General features: G+C 65.9%; 14 protein-coding genes and 1 tRNA gene. 6 read left to right on the top strand and 9 right to left on the bottom strand.

What is annotated here, in order from left to right; all coding sequences use genetic code 11:
- Window positions 1-5: 5 nt before the first annotated feature.
- Window positions 6-848, top strand: a complete 843-nt coding sequence (locus CRM90_RS03400) for a carboxymuconolactone decarboxylase family protein (RefSeq protein ID WP_102805591.1) — start codon at window positions 6-8, stop codon at window positions 846-848.
- On the opposite strand, the gene CRM90_RS03395 is transcribed toward CRM90_RS03400, so the two are convergent.
- On the bottom strand, window positions 830-1855 hold the full coding sequence (locus CRM90_RS03395) for a threonine aldolase family protein (protein WP_102805590.1): 1026 nt from the start codon (window positions 1853-1855) through the stop codon (window positions 830-832). The two genes, CRM90_RS03400 and CRM90_RS03395, sit on opposite strands and share 19 nt — an antisense overlap.
- A gap of 76 nt (window positions 1856-1931) precedes the next feature.
- Here CRM90_RS03395 and CRM90_RS03390 point away from each other — a divergent pair, with 76 nt between their 5' ends.
- Both CRM90_RS03390 and CRM90_RS03385 read left to right on the top strand, forming a co-directional pair.
- A complete protein-coding gene (locus CRM90_RS03390; protein ID WP_102805589.1) occupies window positions 1932-2429 on the top strand; it encodes a GAF domain-containing protein in 498 nt (165 codons plus the stop codon).
- Window positions 2430-2485: 56 nt separating this feature from the next.
- Window positions 2486-2559: transfer RNA gene (locus CRM90_RS03385), tRNA-Ile, on the top strand.
- A gap of 120 nt (window positions 2560-2679) precedes the next feature.
- Here CRM90_RS03385 and CRM90_RS03380 read toward each other — a convergent pair.
- A complete protein-coding gene (locus tag CRM90_RS03380) occupies window positions 2680-2835 on the bottom strand; it encodes a hypothetical protein (RefSeq protein WP_102805588.1) in 156 nt (51 codons plus the stop codon).
- A 154-nt stretch (window positions 2836-2989) separates the two neighbouring features.
- Window positions 2990-3220, bottom strand: a complete 231-nt coding sequence (gene mbp1 / locus CRM90_RS03375) for a microaggregate-binding protein 1 (protein WP_102805587.1) — start codon at window positions 3218-3220, stop codon at window positions 2990-2992.
- 182 nt (window positions 3221-3402) lie between these two features.
- Here mbp1 and CRM90_RS03370 point away from each other — a divergent pair, with 182 nt between their 5' ends.
- Complete coding sequence (locus tag CRM90_RS03370; RefSeq protein WP_102805586.1) at window positions 3403-4545, top strand: zinc-binding dehydrogenase; 1143 nt, start codon at window positions 3403-3405, stop codon at window positions 4543-4545.
- Window positions 4546-4679: 134 nt separating this feature from the next.
- Complete coding sequence (locus tag CRM90_RS03365) at window positions 4680-5303, top strand: cupin domain-containing protein (RefSeq protein ID WP_102805585.1); 624 nt, start codon at window positions 4680-4682, stop codon at window positions 5301-5303.
- Window positions 5304-5367: 64 nt separating this feature from the next.
- On the opposite strand, the gene CRM90_RS03360 is transcribed toward CRM90_RS03365, so the two are convergent.
- The 6 genes from CRM90_RS03360 to CRM90_RS03335 all read right to left on the bottom strand — a co-directional run bounded on the left by CRM90_RS03360 (window position 5368) and on the right by CRM90_RS03335 (window position 17444).
- A complete protein-coding gene (locus CRM90_RS03360) occupies window positions 5368-8739 on the bottom strand; it encodes an ATP-binding protein (RefSeq protein ID WP_102805584.1) in 3372 nt (1123 codons plus the stop codon).
- Window positions 8732-9436, bottom strand: a complete 705-nt coding sequence (locus CRM90_RS03355; protein WP_102805583.1) for a DUF4194 domain-containing protein — start codon at window positions 9434-9436, stop codon at window positions 8732-8734. The genes CRM90_RS03360 and CRM90_RS03355 overlap by 8 nt, the downstream gene beginning before the upstream one ends.
- Window positions 9433-10911, bottom strand: a complete 1479-nt coding sequence (locus CRM90_RS03350) for a DUF3375 domain-containing protein (RefSeq protein WP_102805766.1) — start codon at window positions 10909-10911, stop codon at window positions 9433-9435. Before CRM90_RS03350 ends, CRM90_RS03355 begins: the two co-directional genes overlap by 4 nt.
- A 218-nt stretch (window positions 10912-11129) precedes the next feature.
- Window positions 11130-13997, bottom strand: coding sequence for an MMPL/RND family transporter (locus CRM90_RS03345; protein ID WP_102805582.1), 2868 nt, complete (start codon window positions 13995-13997; stop codon window positions 11130-11132).
- A 30-nt stretch (window positions 13998-14027) separates the two neighbouring features.
- Entirely contained in the window at window positions 14028-16889 is a 2862-nt protein-coding gene (locus tag CRM90_RS03340) for an MMPL/RND family transporter (protein ID WP_102805581.1), read from the bottom strand.
- A 168-nt stretch (window positions 16890-17057) separates the two neighbouring features.
- Window positions 17058-17444 (bottom strand): DUF2237 family protein, encoded by a 387-nt coding sequence (locus tag CRM90_RS03335; RefSeq protein WP_102805580.1) that lies wholly within the window; start codon window positions 17442-17444, stop codon window positions 17058-17060.
- A gap of 88 nt (window positions 17445-17532) precedes the next feature.
- Between CRM90_RS03335 and CRM90_RS03330 the strand changes: the two genes are divergently transcribed.
- The gene (locus tag CRM90_RS03330) at window positions 17533-20235 is read left to right on the top strand and encodes an AAA family ATPase (protein WP_102805579.1); all 2703 of its coding nucleotides are present in this window, start codon (window positions 17533-17535) and stop codon (window positions 20233-20235) included.
- The last annotated feature ends 66 nt before the right edge of the window (window positions 20236-20301 follow it).

Raw genomic sequence — 20301 nt, 5'->3', positions numbered from 1 at the left:
GGCAGATGGCCGATGATCTCGACGCTGTCCTGACCCAGCTGGTGGTGCAATCACCGGCCGACCTGCAGCGGCTGGTGGGGTTGATCCGCACCACCTGTGGGGACACCCTCTCGCTGACTCCGCTGCCCGCGCAAACCCCGCTGAGCGCGCCCGAGTCGGACGCCGAGAAGGTGGTGGCCGAGTTCGCCGAGCAGTTCAGCGTCGATGTGTCGGCGATCTCCGATCGCCAGCGGGAGGCGTTGACCGGTGCGCTGGGTGCGGCGAGCTTCGCGGCGGTGATCCAGATGTTCTTCGCCGATTTCCTGCCGCGGGTGCGCACCGGGTTGGAGGTGCTCGGGTTGCCGGTCGGCTGGGTGCCCGACGTACCGGTGTGGGATCCGAGCATCGACGCCGGTGACGTGTTGTTCAACCAGCTGCTGCCCGGGGTGGCGCGGCTGCGGTCGCTGGACCCGGTCACCACCGAGGTGGTGCGGCTACGCGGAGCTGTCGCGCACAACTGCCGGCTGTGCAAATCGCTGCGGGAGAGCAAGGCCCTGGACGCCGGTGGCAGCGAATCGATGTACGACGACATCGAGCACTTCGAGTCTTCCGAGCTGCTGACCGATGCGCACAAGGCGGCGCTGCGCTACGCCGACGCGCTGATCTGGTCGCCGGCGCGGATCAGTCCGGCGGTGGCTTCCGGTGTGCGGGAGCACTTCTCGCAGGAGCAGGCCCGCGAGCTGACGCTGGACGTGATGCGCAATGCCAGCAACAAGATCGCGGTGTCGTTGAAAGCCGATCAGGCCCGCGTCGAGGAGGGCACCGAGCGCTACCTCATCGACGAGGACGGTCAGACCGTCTTCGCCTGAGCAAGCGCCGCCAAGGCCGCATCGACGTCGGTGTCGGTGGTCGCCCACGAACAGACGAACCGGGCGGCGGGCTTGTGCGGGTCGGGGACGTGCACGGCGAAGTGTTGTCGCACGGCCGCCAACGCGTCGGCGGGCAGGTCGACGAACACTTCATTGGCATCGGTGGCCGACGCCAGGCGCAGGCCGAGTGCGGTCAAGCCTGAACTGAGCTTGCCGGCCATGGCATTCGCGTGGGCGGCCGTGTCGAGCCAGGCGCCGTCGGTCAGCATGGCCTCGAATTGCGCTGCGACATAGCGGTGTTTGCTGGCCAGGTGGCCGATCTGCTTCTGGACGAACTCGATACCGGTGAAGTGTTCGGGGCGTCGCACCAAGACCGCGTCGCCGAACAGCATGCCGTTCTTGGTACCGCCCACCGTGACGATGTCGGCGTCACCGACAGCATCCAGCGGCGAGACATTCAGGGCTGCAATCGCATTGGCAACTCGGGAGCCGTCAACATGGACCAGCAGGTCGAGGTCGTGCGCGTGGTCGACGAACTCTGCGATCGCCTCGGGCTGCCAGACGCGGCCGTTCTCGGTGGACTGGGTGATGGTGACGATGCGTGGTTGGGAGTGGTGCACCTCGCCGCGGCGGGTGATGCGGCGATCCAGGAGTGCCGGGTCGATGAGGCCGTCCTCGCTGGGCAGCGCGACGAGGCTGGCGCCGGACACCCGCACCGGACCGCCGGCCTCGTCGAGCAGGCTGTGGGCGACGTCGCTGCAGAGGATTTCATGCCAGGGCCGTACGGCGGCCGTCAGCGCGATGATGTTCGCGCCGGTGCCGGTGAAGGTGAAAAGTACATCGGCGCCGGGGGAGTCGAAGACGTCCCGGATCCGCTCGGCCGCGCGGTGAGTGATGGGGTCACCGCCGTAGGACATGACAGCGCCGTCATTGGCGGCCTGGATCGCCTCGAGCGCCCGAGGGTGTGCGGGAGCGGCGTTGTCGGAGGCGAAAGCGCTGGAAGGCATCGGCACAGTACCCATCGTGCACCTCGCCGTGAGTGAAAGTGTTGCCGCCCGCTGCGCGCGCCGGGAGACTGGTGCCATGTCTGATGCCGAACCCCACAAGACGGACACCACCGCGGGGCTCTCACCGCTGGCCGGTCAACTGGAAAAGATCGCTGAGCAGCTCGGGGTGAAGTCGGTTCTGGTGATGCGCTCCGAGCCCGATTCGATGGTGGTGGCGGCGACTGCCGGTGAGGCCACCAAGCACTACACGGTGGGGGCGGCCGGCAAGAAGGCCCGTGACGATGGTTCCCGGGTGCCGCTGTACTGCGAGAAGGTGGTCGACGCTGACAGCCCGCTGTTCGTGCGCGATTCGCGCGAGGATGCGACGTTCGCCGGCAATGAGGACGAGACGGAGTTCGGCCTGCACAACTATCTGGGCCTGCCGGTGCACGACGCGTCGGGGACTGTGGTGGGCACGGTCTGCGTGCTCGACGATTCCTCGCGCGAGTACACCGACGAGCAGCGCGAGCAGCTCGCGGCGTTCCGCGGTGATGTCGAAGCGGTACTGCGCAACGACGGCACCGCACTGGGCTGAGGCCGACCAATCTGCCTCGGAGCGAGGCGGACATGCGACGATAGGGTCCGCACCAGGGGGCGGTAGCTCAGTTGGTTAGAGCCGTGGACTCATAATCCATTGGTCGCGGGTTCGAGCCCCGCCCGCCCTACTTCAGTAAGTGCCTTGACATGACGATGTCCCGAGACACCCGTCAAAGGTGTCTCGGGACATCAGAAGTCATTCAGTGCCTCCGGATTACCGGCGGCTCGAAAGGCGCCGCGATGCGGCGCTAGAACCAGACTTTTCGTCCCCCGACCGGGCGCCCGACTGCTCCGAGGATCCACAGCACGAGGCCGACTACGACGAGGATGCCACCGATTGTGTAGAGGATCGATAGGCCGGTGAAGTAGCCGATCAGAAGGAGGATGATGCCGAGGATAATCATGTTTCATCCGTTCATAGAGCGTGTGTAGCGATGTAGTACTGCGCCTAGGGAATTGCCGGATCTGTCATTTTCAAACCGGGCGCCCAAACAGCCGTCGGGGATGCGTTGTGCGGCAAACCTCGGCGGCACAACGCATCCCCGCGTCACAGCTGAATTACTCGGCGGCCTTCTGGCGAGCCTCGGCGGCCTGCTCCGCGGTGCGGGCGGCCTCGGCTTCGGCTTCCTTCTTGGCTACATCGCGCGCGGCATCGGCTTTGTCCTGCTGAGCGCGGCCTTCTTCACGCAGATCGTCCTTGTCGGTGACGATGCCGATGACTTCCTTGGCCTTGCCCTTGACGTCTTCGACGACGCCTTTGACGGCTTCTTCGGGTCCGCTGTCGCCCATAATCGTTCCTTCCGTTCAGGTCAGGTGTACAGCGCTGTGTACCCGCCATCAGCGAAGGTTCAATCGTCAACTTCTGTGACGCCGCGCACCGTCGTGATCGTGAATCGGCGGAAGGTTCCGGCCGGCGTTGGACGTTCCTATGATCTGAACCGTTGATCGTCACCAGAAAAGAGGCACCCCTAATGGTCGAAAATCTGCCCGACAAAGCTCTCGAGCTGCGTTCGCTGGTGACGTCCGACGGCAAACTCGAACTCTCGTTGCAGGACGTCGACGTCCCGTCGCCCGGCGACAACCAGGTGCTCGTGCGGGTCGAGGCCGCGCCGATCAACCCGTCAGACTTGGGCCTGCTGATCGCGACCGCGGACATGAGCACCGCGGCCGTGACCGGCACACCAGAACGTCCCGTCGTCACCGCATCACTACCGGAGCGCTCCCTTGCCGGCCTGGCCGCGCGACTCGACAAGTCCCTCCCGGTGGGCAATGAGGGCGCGGGCACCGTGGTGGCCGCCGGGTCATCCGAAGCGGCTCAAGCCCTCATCGGCAAAACCGTCGGCGTCGCGGGCGGCGCGATGTACTCCCAGTATCGAGTGGTGGACGCACCGATGTGTCTGGTCCTGCCCGACGGTGCCACGGCGCGTGACGGGGCGTCGTCGTTCGTCAACCCGCTTACGGCGCTCGGAATGACGGAAACCATGCGGCGCGAAGGACATTCGGCACTCGTGCACACCGCGGCCGCATCAAACCTGGGGCAGATGCTGGTCAAGATCTGCCAGAAAGACGGCATCCCACTGGTCAACATCGTCCGTAAGCCCGAGCAGGAACAGCTACTTACCTCGCTCGGCGCCGAGTACGTCCTCAACTCGACGTCGCCGTCGTTCACCACCGATCTGGTGGAGGCACTCAAGGCGACCTCGGCGACCCTGGCGTTCGATGCCACCGGCGGCGGGACGCTCGCGAGCGACATCCTCAACGCCATGGAGGCGTCGGCGAGCGCGAAAGCGGGCGAATACTCCCGGTACGGATCGGATGTCCACAAGCAGGTCTATATCTACGGCGCACTCGACACCAGTCCGACCGTGCTGACGCGAAACTTCGGGATGTCGTGGGGGATCGGTGGCTGGCTGCTGACCCCGTTTCTCGCCACCGCCGGCGCCGAGACGATCGGCCGGTTACGCGCACGGGTGGCCGCGGAGCTCACCACAACTTTCGCCAGCAGCTACACCCGTGAGGTGTCACTCGCCGGAATGCTCCAGCCGGACGCGTTCACCGAATACGTCAAGCGGGCGACGGGGGAGAAGTTCCTGGTAACCCCACACAACGGCTGATCCCTAACGAATAAGTCAAATAATCGCAGGCCGGCGGTCAGGCTCGTTTAGGCTGCCCTTTGGCCCTCCGCCGGGGTGTGGCCGGAGGGGAGTTCGCTGTCATGGACCCTGTACGCACGCGAGCAATCGTCCGAGTGACGGCAGCCGCCGTGGCGCTCGGACTGGTTGTCGCCGGATGCGGTAAGGATGAGGAGAAGTCGTCGCCGACGACGAGCACCACGACATCCACGACGACGTCGACCACCACCGCTGCCGAAACGACCAGTGCTGAAGCCACCACGCCGGCCGGTACCCCGGACTACGCGACGCTGCTGGTGAAGCCGGCCGACATCCCGCAGGTGGGCAACACCCCGTGGGCCGGTGACGCACCCAAGGTGACGCTGACGCCGGCGCCGCTGGACGTCTCGCAGACCTACACCTCCGGTACCGACGCCATCAACATCTCGGTGATCGTCAGTGACAACCCCTCACAGGCCGCGACCGGTTTGACCGGCGCCGCGAACAGCGTGCCCAGTCAGGTGACCGGCTCCCCGGTGCCGCTGCCCGCGGTCACCCCGGATGCCACCGTCACGATCGGCACCTCGGTGGACGGCAAGTCGGCGATGGCCGCCCTGCTCTTCACGGTCGAGCGCACCGTCGTGGTGGCGATCTTCAGCAGCGCACCGGGTGACCTCAACCCGGTGCCGCAGGACTTCGTTGAAGCCGTGGGCAAGGCTCAGGTCGCGGCGATCCAGGAGAACCTGCCCAACCTGAAGTAACTCAGCACCAACGGCAAAGAGGTCAGGGGCGTTGCGCCCCTGACCTTTTTGCGGGCCGCGACCGCTACACCCCGGCCGGCACCCGGTCACGCGCGGCCGAACTCCGCATCTCGGCACGCAAGGTCGTGAAGTCCGAGATCGTCTTGGACACCACGGTCGCCACCGGGCGGGCGTTGCGGCTGGTGGCCTCGGTCTTGGACACCATGATCACGCTGTCGATGTAGGGCTGAATCGTGGTGGCGTTCTGCACCGTGGCCACGATGACGAGCTGGAAACCGAACTTGCGAAAGGCCTGCAGCGCCTGCTGGGCGAACTGCGGGTCCGACTTCGAGAAGGCCTCGTCGAGCATCAACTGCGCGAAAACCGGCTTGTTGTCCGAACTCTCAGGGCTCGCCAGGTTGAAGCTCAGTGCCCCGGCGAGACAGAACGCCATCAGCTTCTCCTGCTCGCCGCCGGAGTTGTCGCCGGCGTTGCTGTGCGTGCGGATCAGCTCCTCGGTGCGGACATCCCACTCAGCGCAGTCGAAGGTGAACCGGTTGCGGACGTCCAGCGCGTCGCGGGTCCACGCCTTGTCCTCCGGCGCCGTCGACGCCAGTCGGTTGCGCAGCCGCAAGATATCGGCGTACTGATCCAGGATCGCCTGCTTGTCACCCAGGCCCACCTCGGCGATGCGCCGCGAGATCGCCCGAACGATTTCGGTCAGCTCTGCCACCGCGGTCAGGCTGCGTGGCGTGGCCCGCAGCGTCAGCCGGGTACCGCTGTTGAACTCGACCGCGCCCAGGCCGGTGTTGACCCGGTCGATCTGCTCGCTGATCCGCCGGGCCTCCTGCTCGGCCACCCGGTGCAGCGTGAGGATCGCGTCAGGCGCCTGCTCGGTGACCAAGCGCATCATCCGCTCGTAAGCATCGGGCAGTTCGCGCTCGTCGATGTGCCGGCACAGCGCCACGTAGTCGTGCACCCGCTCGTCGAACACGTCGCTGTCGTTGGGAATGGCATCGGGGAACGCGGTGTCGAAGGTGTTCAGGATGCGAGCCAGCTCATCGTATGAGCGCCTGCGACTTTCGCGCAGCTGCTCGCGCTCACGGCGAATCGTGTTGAACACGGCCTCGCGGTGCGGCTCGGGATTGAGCACCTCCAAGGCCACCGGCACGAGGGCGGCGTAGCGGTTCAGCAGCTCGGTCAGCGGTTCGGAGACGAACGCGGGCGCCAGCCGGTCCTGTAGTTCCAGCAGCTGGGTGCGCCGGGCGTCCAGATCGTCGCGGCGGGTCTGAATGGCCCCGCGACGCGTCATCAGCGTCTGGATCTCCTCCCAGCACTCGTCGGCGCGCGCGGTCAGCGCCTCGATGTCCGGGTTGTCCGCTAGTAGGAGCTCGAACTGCTCGCGCAGCCGGTCGGCGTGCCCGTCGGCGGTATCGCTGTCGACCTGGTTCCACTGCGGGAACTGCTCGCAGATCGCCTTGCACGCCGCTGCCCGATCCCGCCACTGCTGACGCTGCGCGGCGATCTCGTCGGCCTTGCGGCGCGCCTGTTGGTACAGCTCTTCGGCATTGGCGAGGTCGACGGTCAGCGCGTCGATCTTCGCCCGAACGTCGCCCTGGTAGATGTAGTCGGCCTGTTTGAGCGGACGACGGTCATCCTTGATGGCCAGCCGCTCGGAGTCCTTGTACAGGCCGGTGTCAGTGACCGCGCGGCGGAACCGGGAGAACACATCCGGGGTGTCCACGCAGATGTGGTCGCCCGCGGCGGCGATGACGTCGGCGGCCTCGGCCGCGCACGGATGCGTCGGATCGACCACGAATAGCTTGCCGGCCAACGTGTTCGGCTCGGCGTCAACCGGTTCGGCGCCGACCAGCGAGGCGCGGACGTGGTGCAGCTGCAGCCGTCCGCCCATGTTGGTTTCGTTGACGAATCGCAGCACCGCCGAATACCGGTCATCGGGCACCAGCAGCCGCAGACCCACCCCGCGCAGCACCTTTTCCACGGCCACTCGCCACCGGCTCTGATCGGGACGCAGATCCATCAGCTCGGCGATGTACGGCAGCTCGCCGGGGTCGACACCGACTGCAGCGCAAATGTGTTCACGCATGGTGATCGCAAACTCCGGCAGCGCCGAGCCGACGTGTTCGACGCGCTTGAGCTCCTTGGCGGCGTCATCGCGGGCGATGCGGGCGGCCTTCTGCGCGTATTCGGCATCGGTGGAGGCTTCCCGGCCCCGGTCGAGTTTGGCCAGCAGCTCGGTGACCTCGGTGGCGAGTTCCTCACGCAGATTCCAGAATTCGTCGGCGGTGTCCGGGACGTCGATGTCCTGGGCGGCCAGCATCGCCTCGTAGGCCGCCCGGCGCCGCGACACCTGTTCGGCCTGTGCCTCCGCGCCGGCCACCTGGGACTGCAACGGTCCCAGGCTGGCGCTGGATCCGCTGATCTGCGCATTGAGCGAATCACCCTCGGCCTTGGCGAGATTCAGCTGGCGGGTGACGTCCTCGTACTCGTTGCCGAGCTGGTCGATGGTGGCGTCCAGCGACTGGATCTGCGGCCTGCATTGCGTGAGCCGGACATGGTCGGTGTAGGCGCGGACCATCGGCTGATCCACCAGATCGATGATGCCCAGATCGGACGACTCCGAGGCGTAGCGCTGCTGGATCTTCTCGATGTCGCCGAGGATCTTGCGCTTCTTCTGGGCGACGGCCAGCAGCTCGCGGGCCTCCACCAGCGGGTCGATCTGCTTGAGTGCCTCGGGTAGCCGGGTCAGACTGCTTGGTTCGTCGAGCATGAATTCGCGCACGAACTGTTCCAGGCCGCCAACGCTTTTCAGCGATTTCGCCTTGCCGAGCAGCTGCTGAGCGGCGTCGGAGGCGCGGATGCCGATCGTGGCGTACAGCTGGGCGAGGTATTGCGACTCCACCTTGGTGGAGAATCGCCACTCGTCGTCCTTGAACACTCCGGAGTCGAAACGCCCTGCCGCCCAGCGGTTACAGACGTCCTCGATGTCGCGGTCGCCGTCGGCCAGCACGAACCGGCTCGACGAGTCCGAGCGGGACTCCCCGGTCAGCCATTTCAGTACCAGGCCGGTGACCGTGCGCCCGGTGTTGCTGCGGTAGCTGACGGCGATGGCCGACCATGCCGTGCCGTCGCCGCGTAAGTACATCACCTTGCTGGCGCCGCCGTCGCTGCGCTGACCCCACGCCCCGCGCACATACTTGTCGACCGTGCGCCGGCCCGCGCTGGATCCGGCCGCGGTGTTGTCGCCGGAAGCGTTGAAATTACGCCGGTTGAACGGCAGGAAGCCCAGCGAAATCGCATCCAGCAGTGAGGACTTCCCACTTCCGGACGCTCCGGCGATCAACGCGCCGCCTTCGCTGAACGGGATGTCGTGGTAGCCGTCGAACACACCCCAGTTGATGACCTGCAGCCGCGACAAGTGGAACTGTTCAGCCATCGAGCGCGGTCTCCTGTTCATCGCGGTCCGGGGATGCGCCGCCGGATAGCAGCATCTCGAACTGCTGCTGCAGTTCGGCGATCACCGATGCGGTCATCACGGCATTGATCACCGGGCTGACGGTATAGCTGTCTTCGTCATCGCGGGTCTTGCGCAGGATCTCCAGTCCGGCCAGGCGCGCGATGGCGGCGTCGATGCGGGCGGTGAAGGTGACGGTGTCGCGGTCCACGTCGTTGAGGACACCGGAGAACAGCCCGTGCACCTCCTCGCGGCTGATCAACACGGCTTGGCCACCCGTGGCTCGTGACATCTGCGCCAGGTGCAGCGCCAGGATCGAGTCGTAGGTACCCAGCGGCTCGCGACGCAAAAGCTTGGCGCCCCTGGCGGATTCGTACCGGGCCTGCTCGACGAACGCGACGTCAGCACCCTCGACCACGCGCAGCATCAGGTCGAGCTCAGACAGCCGAACCGACAGTTGCGCACGGTATTCCAGCACCCAGCTGTAGAGATCGGCGTCGCCTTCGGCGCTGATGTAGCGGCGGGTCAGCAGCTGCTGCAGCGCCCAACAAGCCCGGTCGGGCAGCTCGCTCACGTCGCCGTCGAAGCGTGGGCGCCGCTGATGCGGGGTGCGCGCGGTCTGGTCGACCTGGGGGAGTGAGCTGAAGGCCGTGATGTCCAGGTCGGCTGTGTCCGTCATGCGCTGGCTCCCAACAGGCTGGAGATCGGTTCGGTGAAGACCAGGTGGGGGACCTCCATCTCGCGGTCCCGTCCGTCCAGCGACTGGAATCGGACGGTCACCGGTGTGTTCGAGGCTGGGTCTGTCTGTGATGGTTGTTTGAGCGCCCACGACCACAGCACGATGACGTGACCCAGGTACGCCGCGTCGAGCATCTGCACCGCGTCCGGCAGCGACACCGGGCCGGTATCCAGGGCGGTGTTGATCATCTCCGACATCGCCGGGGCGTCGACCTGGGTGGTCAGCGCGGCGAAGCTGGTCAGGTCCAGCTCGCCTTCGGAAGCCTGAGCCGGCCTGGGCGATGACAGGTCACCGATCCGGAAGCTCAGTGCGCCAACCGAACTGATGGCGTGACGGGCCAGGGGGAGTTCGATGTCGAGCCGCGAGTCGGTCAGCGAGCTCTTGAGCAGGGCGCGGGCGGCGCCGATCGCGTCGCTCAGCTGACGGGCCACACCGCGGCTTTGCTCCAGCGTCCCGAACGCGGTGAAGCGCTTGACCCGCTGCGCGCAGCGCTGCTGGATGCGCTCCACCTCGTCGATCTGCTGTCCGACGAGCTCGAAGAACCCCGCCATCACCTTGCGCAGCGCCGGATCGAGGGCGGGCAGCGCGTGGGCGACGGCGGCCACATCGGCCTCGAACTCCGCGCGCTGGTCCGGGTCGTTGATCATCCGGAGGAAGGCGCGGTGCGAATCGCGGCCCTGGGAGTCCCAGGCGGCCTGGTAGTCGGCGTACATCTGGCGCTGCCGGTCGCGGTAGGCCAGGTTGCTGTCGATGGGCTCGTCGAGGGCGGCGGTGGCCCGCTCGATCATCGTCCCGTATTGGCCGATGTCGGTGATCAGCCGTTCCATCTGCAACGCGATGGCGTGGGCCTCGTCGTACATGTCGGTCATGTCGACGTCGGCGGAGCGGTCCAGCTCTTCACCGCGTTCCAGCGCATCCAGTTCGGCGTGCAGGGCGGCGATCTCGGCCTGGATGCCGGCGCGGATGCGGACCGGGTCGTTGCCGACGCGCAGGGCGATCTGCTTGAGGCGCGCGGCGATGCCGTTGATCGACCCGCCGGTGGCGATGGTGTCCTGGCGGCGCAGCCCGCGCAGGAAGTCCAGCGCTCGGCGGGCGTCCTGGGTGAGGTAGCAGAGGTTGCGTTCGATGCCGCTGCGCTGGTCGGCGACCCGATGCAGCCAGCCCTGGCTGGCCCAGCTCTTGATCAGGCCCAAGCCGGACTGTTCGCCACCGGGCCGGCCCAGCTCGTCGAGGTCACGCTCGAGTCGCACGACCAGCTCGGTCTCGCTGATCTCGCCCTCGCTGAGGTGGCGCTCCATCAGGGTGGCGTAACCCCCCAGGTTGAGCGCGGCCAGCAGCCGGATCGTGGGGGAGCCCTGGATCTCGCGGTTGATGTCGAGGAGGTCGACGGCTGACAAGCCGGTCTCGTCCTCCACGCTGTTTCCCCCTCGATGAAGTTGGTTGGACGGTCCAAGATAGGCGATCGCGGGGACATCGGACGACGCCATCTCCGGGGTGTCGGACGGCCGCCTGAAAAGGTACGTCACACGTGTCTCAGAGGCCTCGGTGGCCACACCTCTTACCCTGTCGAGTGTGCGCTTCGATACGCCTGCGGCGGCGTGTTGCGTACGAAACCGCACGCTCGCGACAGCCGCTACCGCAGCAACTGACCACTCGGCCGCGTGGACAGCGGCCGTGATCGCACGACGCGCGGCCACCAGAACCACCGGCCGAGCAGTGCCGCGATCGCCGGCGTCATGAATGCCCGGATCACCAGGGTGTCGAACATCAGGCCGAGTCCGATCGTCGTGCCGACCTGCGCGATGACTTTCATGCTGCTGACGGACATCGCCATCATGGTGAAGGCGAACACCAGGCCGGCCGCGGTGACCACCGATCCGCTGCCGCCCATCGCGCGGATGATGCCGGTGTTGATGCCGGCCGGTATCTCTTCTTTCATCCGGGCGACCAGCAGCAGGTTGTAGTCGGCGCCGACCGCCAACAGGATGATGACCGCCATCGCGATCACGATGAACTGCAGCGGCATCCCGAGGATGTGCTGCCAGAGCAAGATCGACAATCCGTAGGACGCGCCGAGTGACAGCACCACGGTGCCGACGATCACGGCCGCCGCGACCAGAGCCCGGGTGATCAGCAGCATGATGATGAAGATCAGCGACAGCGCCGCCAGTCCGGCGATCAGCAGGTCGTAGGAGTTGCCTTCCTCCATATCCTTGAACGCCGAAGCGGTACCGCCGAGATAGACCTTCGAACCCTCCAGGGGCGTGCCCTTGATGGCTTCGAAGACGGCGTTCTTGATGGCGTCGATCCGGCGGATGCCCTCGGCCGACATCGGGTCCTGCTCGTGGGAGATGATGAACCGGGCCGCATGACCATTGGGGGAGATGAAGTTCCTCATGCCGCGCTTGATCTCGTCATTGTCGAAGATCTCCGGCGGCGCGTAGAACGTGTCGTCGTTCAGGGAGTCGTTGAATGCGGCAGCCATGGCCGACGAGCCGTCGTTCAACGCGGCGATCTGATCCTGCATGCCGGACTGGGTGGACTGCAGCGTCAGCATCATGATGCGCATCCGCTTCATCGACTCGATGGACGAGCGCATCAGCGGAATCATCTGCGGCATAATGGAATCTAGGTCGCGGAGATCGGGTACCAACCGCGCGATGTCGTCGGTCATGGTGTCGACGCCGTCGAGAGCCTCGAAGGTCGACCGAACCGCCCAGCACATCGGAATGTCGAAGCAGTGCGGCTCCCAGTACAGGTAGCTGCGGATCGGGCGGAAGAAGTCGTCGAAGTCGGAGATGTGATCCCGGAGCTCGGCGATATCCTGGGCGGTCTTGTCGGTCTTGCCGACCATGTCGTGCGTGGTGGCGCTGAGTTGCTCCATCAAACCGATCATCTGGGTCATCGTGTTGATGGTGTTCTGCATGTCCTGACCCTGCACCAGCATGTCGGCCATGCGGTCTTCCAGGTAGGACCGGTTCAACGTCTGCACCGAGCCGCTGATACTCATCTGAGCCGGAATGGTGCTGTATTTCAACGGTTTTCCGTCGGGTCGCGTAATGGACTGCACCCGGCCGATGCCGGGAACCTTCGTGACGGCCTTGGCGATCCGCTCGAGTACCAGGAAGTCGGCCGGGTTGCGCAGGTCTTGATCGGTCTCGACGAGCAACAGTTCCGGGTTCATCCGGGCGACGGGGAAGTGCCGCTCAGCTGCCGCGAAACCCTCGTTGGCCGGCAGGTCGGCGGGCAGGTATTTGCGGTCGTCGTAGTTGGGCCGGTAGCCGGGCAGTGCGATCAGCCCGATCAACGCGATGAACACGGTGAGAAACAGCACCCACCCCGGCCAGCGCACCACCACCGCACCGATCCTGCGCCAGAACCGAATTCGCATCGCCCGCTTGGATTCCAGCAGCCCGAACCGGCTGGCCACCGTCACGATCGACGGCCCGAGTGTCAGCGCGGAGAACACCGCCACCACCATGCCGACGGCAAGCGGGATGCCCAGCGTGTGGAAGTACGGCAGCCGGGTGAACGTCAGGCAGCACGTCGCGCCGGCAATCGTCATGCCGGACGCCAACACCACATGCGCGGTACCCCGAAACATGGTGTAATAGGCCGACTCTCGGTCCTGCCCGGCCACGCGGGCTTCTTGGTAACGGCCGATGAGGAAGATGGCATAGTCTGTCGTCGCGGCGAGCGCCAGCGGTACCAGGATCTGCGTGACGAACGTCGTCAAGCCAATCAGGTTGTGATAGGCCAGGAATGCCACTGCGCCCTGGGTCACCGACAGCCCCATGACGAGCATCACCAGGACGATTCCTACCGTGGTGATCGACCGGTAGAAGAACAGCAGCATGCAGATGATGACGGCGACGGTGGCGATCTTCACCACCTGGATGCTGCGGCCGCCTTCTTTCTGTTGGTCGGTCTGCATGGCCGAGCCGCCGGTCACGAATGTCTTGACGCCCGGCGGCGCAGGCAGGTCTTTCACGATCTTCTGGACCGCCGCGACCGACGCGTTGCCCAGCGACTCGCCCATGTTTCCGGCGAGTGCCACCTGCACGTAGACGGCTTTCCCGTCGGAGCTGAGCGCGCCGGACTCGGTGAGCGGATCGCCCCAGAAGTCTTGAATGTGCTGCACGTGCGTGGTGTCCGCGCGCAGCGTGGTGATCAGCTCGTCGTAATACTCGCGGGCCGCCGCGTCGAGGGGGCGCTGCCCCTCCAGGACGATCATCACGGCGTTGTCGGAATCGGACTCCTCGAAAACCTGGCCGCTGCGCATCAGGGCGATCACCGACGGGGATTCCTTCGGCGACAACGACACCGCCCGCATCTCACCGACGACGTCTAATGGGGGCACGAAGATGGTCAGCGCGCCGATGACAGCGAGCCAGCCGAGGATGATCGGTATCGCCAGGCGCCGGATCCAGCGGGCCACCCCGGGTTTCGGCTCGACGGAGGCCTCACCCCGCCGGTGCGGTACCTCGGTCTGAGTCCCCACGGCGTCCAGTCATAGCAGAACCGGCGACAGCTAGCGCAGCAATTGACCGTGCGGACGTTTCGACAGCGGTTTGGGCCGTACGATTTGCGGCCACCAGAACCACGGCCCCATCAACGCTGCGATCGCCGGCGTCATGAATGCCCGCACCACCAGGGTGTCGAACAGCAGGCCCAGTCCGATCGTCGTGCCCACCTGAGCCACCACCACCATGGCGCTCACCGACATCGAGATCATGGTGAAGGCAAACACCAGGCCGGCCGCGGTGACCACCGATCCGCTGCCGCCCATCGCGCGGATGATGCCGGTGTTGATGCCGGCCGGTATCTCTTCTTTCATCCGGGCGACCAGCAGCAGGTTGTAGTCGGCGCCGACGGCCAACAAGATGATCACGGCCATCGCCATGACCATGAACTGCAGCTCGATACCCAGGATGTGCTGCCACAGCAGCACCGAAAGCCCGAACGACGCTCCGAGCGATAGCACGACGGTGCCGACGATCACCGCCGCGGCCACAATGGCCCGGGTGATCAGCAGCATGATGATGAAGATCAGCGACAGTGCCGCCACACCGGCGATCAACAGGTCGTACTTGTTGCCTTCCTGCATGTCCTTGAAGGCCGATGCGGTGCCACCGAGGTAGACCTTCGAACCTTCCAGGGGGGTGCCTTTGATGGCTTCGAAGACGGCGTTCTTGATGGCGTCGATGCGGTTGATGCCGTCAGCCGAGAGCGGGTCGTCCTCATGGGAGATGATGAACCGGACGGCGTGGCCGTTCGGGGAGATGAAATTCTTTATGCCGCGCTTGAATTCGTCGTTGTCGAAGATCTCCGGCGGCAGGTAGAACGTGTCGTCGTTCAGCGAATCATTGAAGGCGGCACCCATCGCCGCCTGGTTTTCGCTCAAGGCGGCCTGCTGATCCTGCTGGCCGGCCTGGGTGGCCTGCTGGGTCAGCATCATGATGCGCATCCGCTTCATCGACTCGATTGACGAGTTCATCAGCGGAATCATCTGCGGCATGACGGCATCGAGCGCATGCATGTCCGGCAACAGCTGCTGGATGTCGTCGGTCATCTTGTCCACGCCGTCGAGAGTGTCGAAGACCGATCGAGTCGACCAGCACAGCGGGATGTCGTAGCAGTGCGGCTCCCAGTACAGGTAGCTGCGGATCGGGCGGAAGAAGTCGTCGAAGTCGGAAATGTGGTCTCGGAGCTCGGCGATATCCTGGGCGGTCTTGTCGGTCTTGCCCACCATGTCGTGAGTGACGCCGCTCAATTCCTGCATCAACCCGATCATCTGCGTCATCGTGTTGATGGTGTTCTGCATGTCCTGACCCTGCACCAGCATGTCGGCCATCCGGTCCTGCATGTATGACCGGTTCATCGTCTGACTGGTGCTACCCATGCTCATCTGGGACGGAATGGTGCTGTATTTCAACGGTTTACCGGCAGGGCGGGTGATCGACTGAACCCGGCCGATGCCGGGCACCTTGGCGATCGCCTTGCTGATCTTCTCGATCACCAGGAAATCGGCCGAGTTGCGCACGTCCTGGTCGGTTTCCAACAGCAGCATCTCGGGGTTCATCCGAGCGATGGGGAAGTGCCGCTCGGCGGCGGCGAAGCCCTCGTTTGCAGGCAGGTCGGCAGGCAGATACTTCCGGTCGTTGTAGTTCGGCTGGTAACCCGGCAGCGTGATCAACCCGATCAGCGCGATCATCACCGTCGAGAACAAGATGGCCGCGGGCCAGCGCACCACGGCCGCACCGAGGCGGCGCCAGAATCGAATCCGCATCGCCCGCTTGGGTTCGAGCAGCCCGAACCGGCTGGCCACCGTGACGATGGCCGCGCCCAGCGTCAACGCCGACACCACTGCGACCACCATGCCGACGGCCAGCGGAACACCGAGCGACTTGAAGTACGGCAATCGGGTGAAGGACAGGCAGAACGTCGCGCCGGCGATCGTCATGCCCGAACCGAGCACCACGTGCGCGGTGCCGTGGTACATCGTGTAGTAGGCGTCCTCGCGGCTTTCGCCGACCGATCTGGCCTCTTGATATCGCCCGATCAGGAAGATCGCGTAGTCCGTTGTCGCTGCTATCGCCAACGTCACCAACAGCTGGGTCGCGAACGGCGATAGGCCTATGAGGTTGTGATAGCCGAGGAAGGCGACGGCGCCACGGGTCACCGTCAGGCCCAGGATCAGCATCACCAGGACCAGCCCGACCGTGATGAACGATCGGTAGAAGAACAGCAGCATGATGACGATCACGCCGATGGTGGTCATCTCGATGATCCGGATGCTCTTGTCACCGGCATGCTGCTGGTCGGCCTGCAATGCGGGGCCGCCGGTCACGAAGACCTTGACGCCCGGCGGCGGTGACAAGCCCTTGACGATCTTCTGGACTGCCTCCACCGAATCGTTGCCCAGCGTCTCGCCCATGTTTCCGGCGAGCGCCACCTGCACGTAGACGGCCTTCGAGTCGGCGCTCAACGCCCCGGCTTCGGTGAGCGGATCGCCCCAGAAGTCCTGGATGTGCTGCACGTGCGTGGTGTCGGCCCGCAGCGCGGTGATCATCTCGTTGTAGAAGCGGTGCGCGTCATCGCCGAGGGGCTGGTCGCCTTCCAGCACGATCATCGCCGAACTGTCGGAGTCGGACTCCTCGAAGACCTTGCCTGAGCGCATCATCGCGATGACCGACGGCGCCTCTTTCGGCGACATCGACACCGCTCGCAGCTTGCCGACTTCTTCCAGCTGTGGAACCGAGACGTTCAGCACCACGATCAGCCCGAGCCAGCCAAGGATGATCGGCACGGCCAGGCGGCGGATCCACTTGGCCAGCGCCGCGCGCTGCGGCGGCTCGGTGTGGACCACGCGTTCTTCGATGGGGGTGCTCACCAGGCCCCCTTCGGCTCAACGCCCCAGCTGGGCACCTCGGTGCTAATCCTCCCGTGCGGCAAAAATACTTAGATAGTCATACCAGACTGCGGGCTTCCTGTGTGAGGTCGGTAACGGCGTTCCAGGCGCGCTGGGAGTGACCCGCCGGCATACAAGGGCGCACGCGCGCTACAGCGCCCCCAGATCGTCGGGCACGTCGACGGCGTACTCCTGCAGAGTCTCCAGCGGCACCACATCCAGGGTCCGCTCGTGAGTGCAGGCCAGCACCACGGGCGCGGCGTGCCCGTCGGTGTGGGCCCGCAGCCAGTTCAGCGCTGTGACACACCACCGGTCGCCGGGCGTCAGGCCGGGGAATCGATACTGCGGCATCGGGGTGGACAGATCGTTGCCTATGGAGCGCTGATGGGCGAGGAACTCGGCGGTCACCACCGCGCAGATGGTGTGCCGGCCGGCGTCCTCCGGGCCGGTCGAACAACAGCCGTCTCGGTAAAAACCCGTCATCGGATCGGTTCCGCACGGTTCGAGTGGGCCGCCCAGGACGTTGCGATCAGCCATGTGAGCCAGTATTCCGTGGCGCGGGATGCGATGCGGCTTGTCGGGAGTTGTTAACAGAAATGACTAGTTGCACCGGGTCGGGCCGTCGATGGCACGACCCGTCCTGAGAGGCCGGAACGCCGAACTGGCTGCCGTGGCGACGTTGCTGCGGCGGACCCGTGACGTGCGGCAAGGCTGTGTGATCCGGCTGCGCGGCGAGCCTGGCATCGGCAAGAGCACGATGCTGCACGCGGTCGCGCGGCACGCGGCCGCGGCCGGTTTCGCCGTCGGTTTCGGCAAGGCCGAGGAACTGGATCAGATCTCGGCATGCGCCCCCCTGCTGGTCGCGTTGCGGTCCGGCTCGAAGCCGTTGCTGGACGCCGACACCTTCGCGGGTCTCGCGCCGCTTCATCACCAGCCGGTGTGGCTCATCGACCGCATCGCTTCGCTGCTTGCCGAGATCTCGGCCCGAAGCCCCGTTCTGATCGTCGTCGACGACGCTCAGTGGGCGGACCCGGTAACCCGATTCGCCCTCGAGACATTGCCGGCCCGTCTCGCCGAAGCGCCGGTGGTCTGGCTGACTGCCAGCCGTGACGTCGGTACCGAGCCCGCCGGTGCGCTCGACGACATCGACCGGCACGACGTGGTGCTGGGGCCGCTGACCGATGCCGAGCTGGATGCACTGGCGCGCGACTACCTGGGTGGCCCCGCCGAGGGGCTTACACATCGACGCCTACATGCGTTGGGCGGCAACCCTTTTCTGGCGGTGCAGCTGTTGTCGGGAGTTGCCGCGGCTCGCAGTGCCGGGGCGGAGACCGACGACATCCCGCCGGCGTTCGCCGACGCGATCGCCAGCCGCCTGCGTTCGCTCCATCCAGGCACCGCCGAGCTGGTCGAACTCGCGGCCGTCTGGGGCCGGCCGCTCGACCTCTCCGACGCCGCCGAGTTGCTCGGCGGCCCGTCCGTGGTGGCGATCACGGCGCAGCGGCGCGAAGCGCACGGGCGCGGCCTGCTGGCCGAGGATCGCGACCACATCGCGTTCGCCCACGACCTGATCCGGGAAGCGGTCTACGAGACCGTGCCCGCAGCGGTTCGCCGCGCTCTGCACCTGCGGTGCGCCAGATATCTGGTGGCATCGGGCAAGGGCGTGGTCGCGGCAGCGCCGCACGCCCGCGCCGGCGCCCGCTCGGGTGATTACGAGGCGGTGGACATCCTCCGTGGTGCCGCCGCGCAGACGTCGCTGACCATGCCCGCGGTTGCCGCGCCACTGATCGTCGAGGCATTCGGATTGCTCGATGCCGAGGATCCGCGGCGTCTGGAGATCGGCGAACAGTGCGCCGAAGTTCTGATTCGCGCGCAGCGCGGCAACGACGCTGTCACGATCATCGATTCGCTACTGATGGAGACATCCGACACCGAGGCGCGGGCTCGCCTGCAATCGCTTGCCGCCCAGGCGCTTTGGCTGATGGGCCAGCTCGGCGAGATCGATCGCCGAATCGTCGAGGTGCAGGGCCGTCCTCCGGCGTCGTCGCGACTACAGGCCCGCCTCGGCGCGGTCGAGGCTTTGATGCTCACCCGCGCCGGGACGGCCATGGCGGCCACCGAAGCCGCCGAGGCAGCGCTGGCCCGCGGGCGCGCACTGGGCGATGAGCGAACTCAACTCCTGGCCCTCGAGGCCCTCGCCGAGGCCGACACCGCCGAGGGCCGGCACGGGTCGGCCCGCAGACATTTTCGCGCACTGCGCGCCCTGGGCGGGACGACCTACCTGGCCGGTGAGGTCCTGGCGTTACAGCAACTCGACCGCTTCGAGGAGGCCGAGGAACTGCTCGCTCGGGTACATCAGCGCCACGACCATAGTCTGCCGTCGCTCGTGTTCGCCCAACTCCTGCAGGACTTCAAGCTCGGACGCTTCGCCGAGGCCGAAGCCGGCGCCATGACGATGGTCCGCCTCTGCGACGAAATGGGCACCTACGTCCACAAATTCGAGGCCTGGCTGATCGGCAGTGTCGTCGCGGTGATCCGCGGTGACCTGGCGCTGGCCCGGGAACGGCTTCGGCCTGCCGAGGAAACCAGGCAGGCTGACGACGCCTTCCGCAAGGCTCCGACGTTGTTGATCAAAGGGCGGATAGCCGGAGCCGAAGGCCGATTCGAGGACAGTGTGCGAATCCTCAAGCCGCTGATGGACTCATTGGCGCAGTCGAGGTCGTGGTGGCCGAGGAGCCCCGAGCTGCTCCGTGTGCAAGCGGGTATCGCCGTCGCCGCTGCCGACGACGAATTCGCCTGGCAGACAGTCGAACGGGCGAGGACCGCTGCCGAACGCAACCCCGGCGTCGCCAGCTTCGAGGGCGTGGCGCTGCAAGTCGAGGGATTCGTCACCGGCGACGCGGGGACGCTACGCAGCGCGGTCAAGATCCTTCGTGAGTCACCGCGCTCGTTCTTGTTGGCGGGGGCGCTGGCCGACTACGGTGCCGTACTGGTCGACCAGGGCGACCGACACACCGCGGTGGCGGCGCTGTCCGAAGCGTGGGACCTCTATGCCGAGCTCGGCGCGAACTTCTATCTGCCCGGTGTGGAGCGCAACTTGAGCAGGGCCGGTGCACCCACCGGCAGCGGGGAGAGCCTGACGAAGGCCGAGGAGCGGGTCGCCCAGCTGGTGAGTGAGGGTCACACCAACCAATCCGTGGCGTCCACTCTTGGCGTGTCGGTCCATACGGTGAACACCCATCTACGTGCGGTGTTCCGCAAGATGGGGGTTCGTTCGCGGGTGCAGCTCGCCAACGTGATGAATTCCAAGGCGATTCGACGCAACTGATTCCGTAGGCACAGCCCGGCCGGCTCCCGCTGACGATCTCATCAATTTGTGCGATGGTCAGCCAAA

The organism is Mycobacterium sp. ENV421, assembly GCF_002887815.1.
Taxonomy (GTDB): domain Bacteria; phylum Actinomycetota; class Actinomycetes; order Mycobacteriales; family Mycobacteriaceae; genus Mycobacterium.
This window is presented reverse-complemented; position numbering and strand designations above follow the sequence as displayed.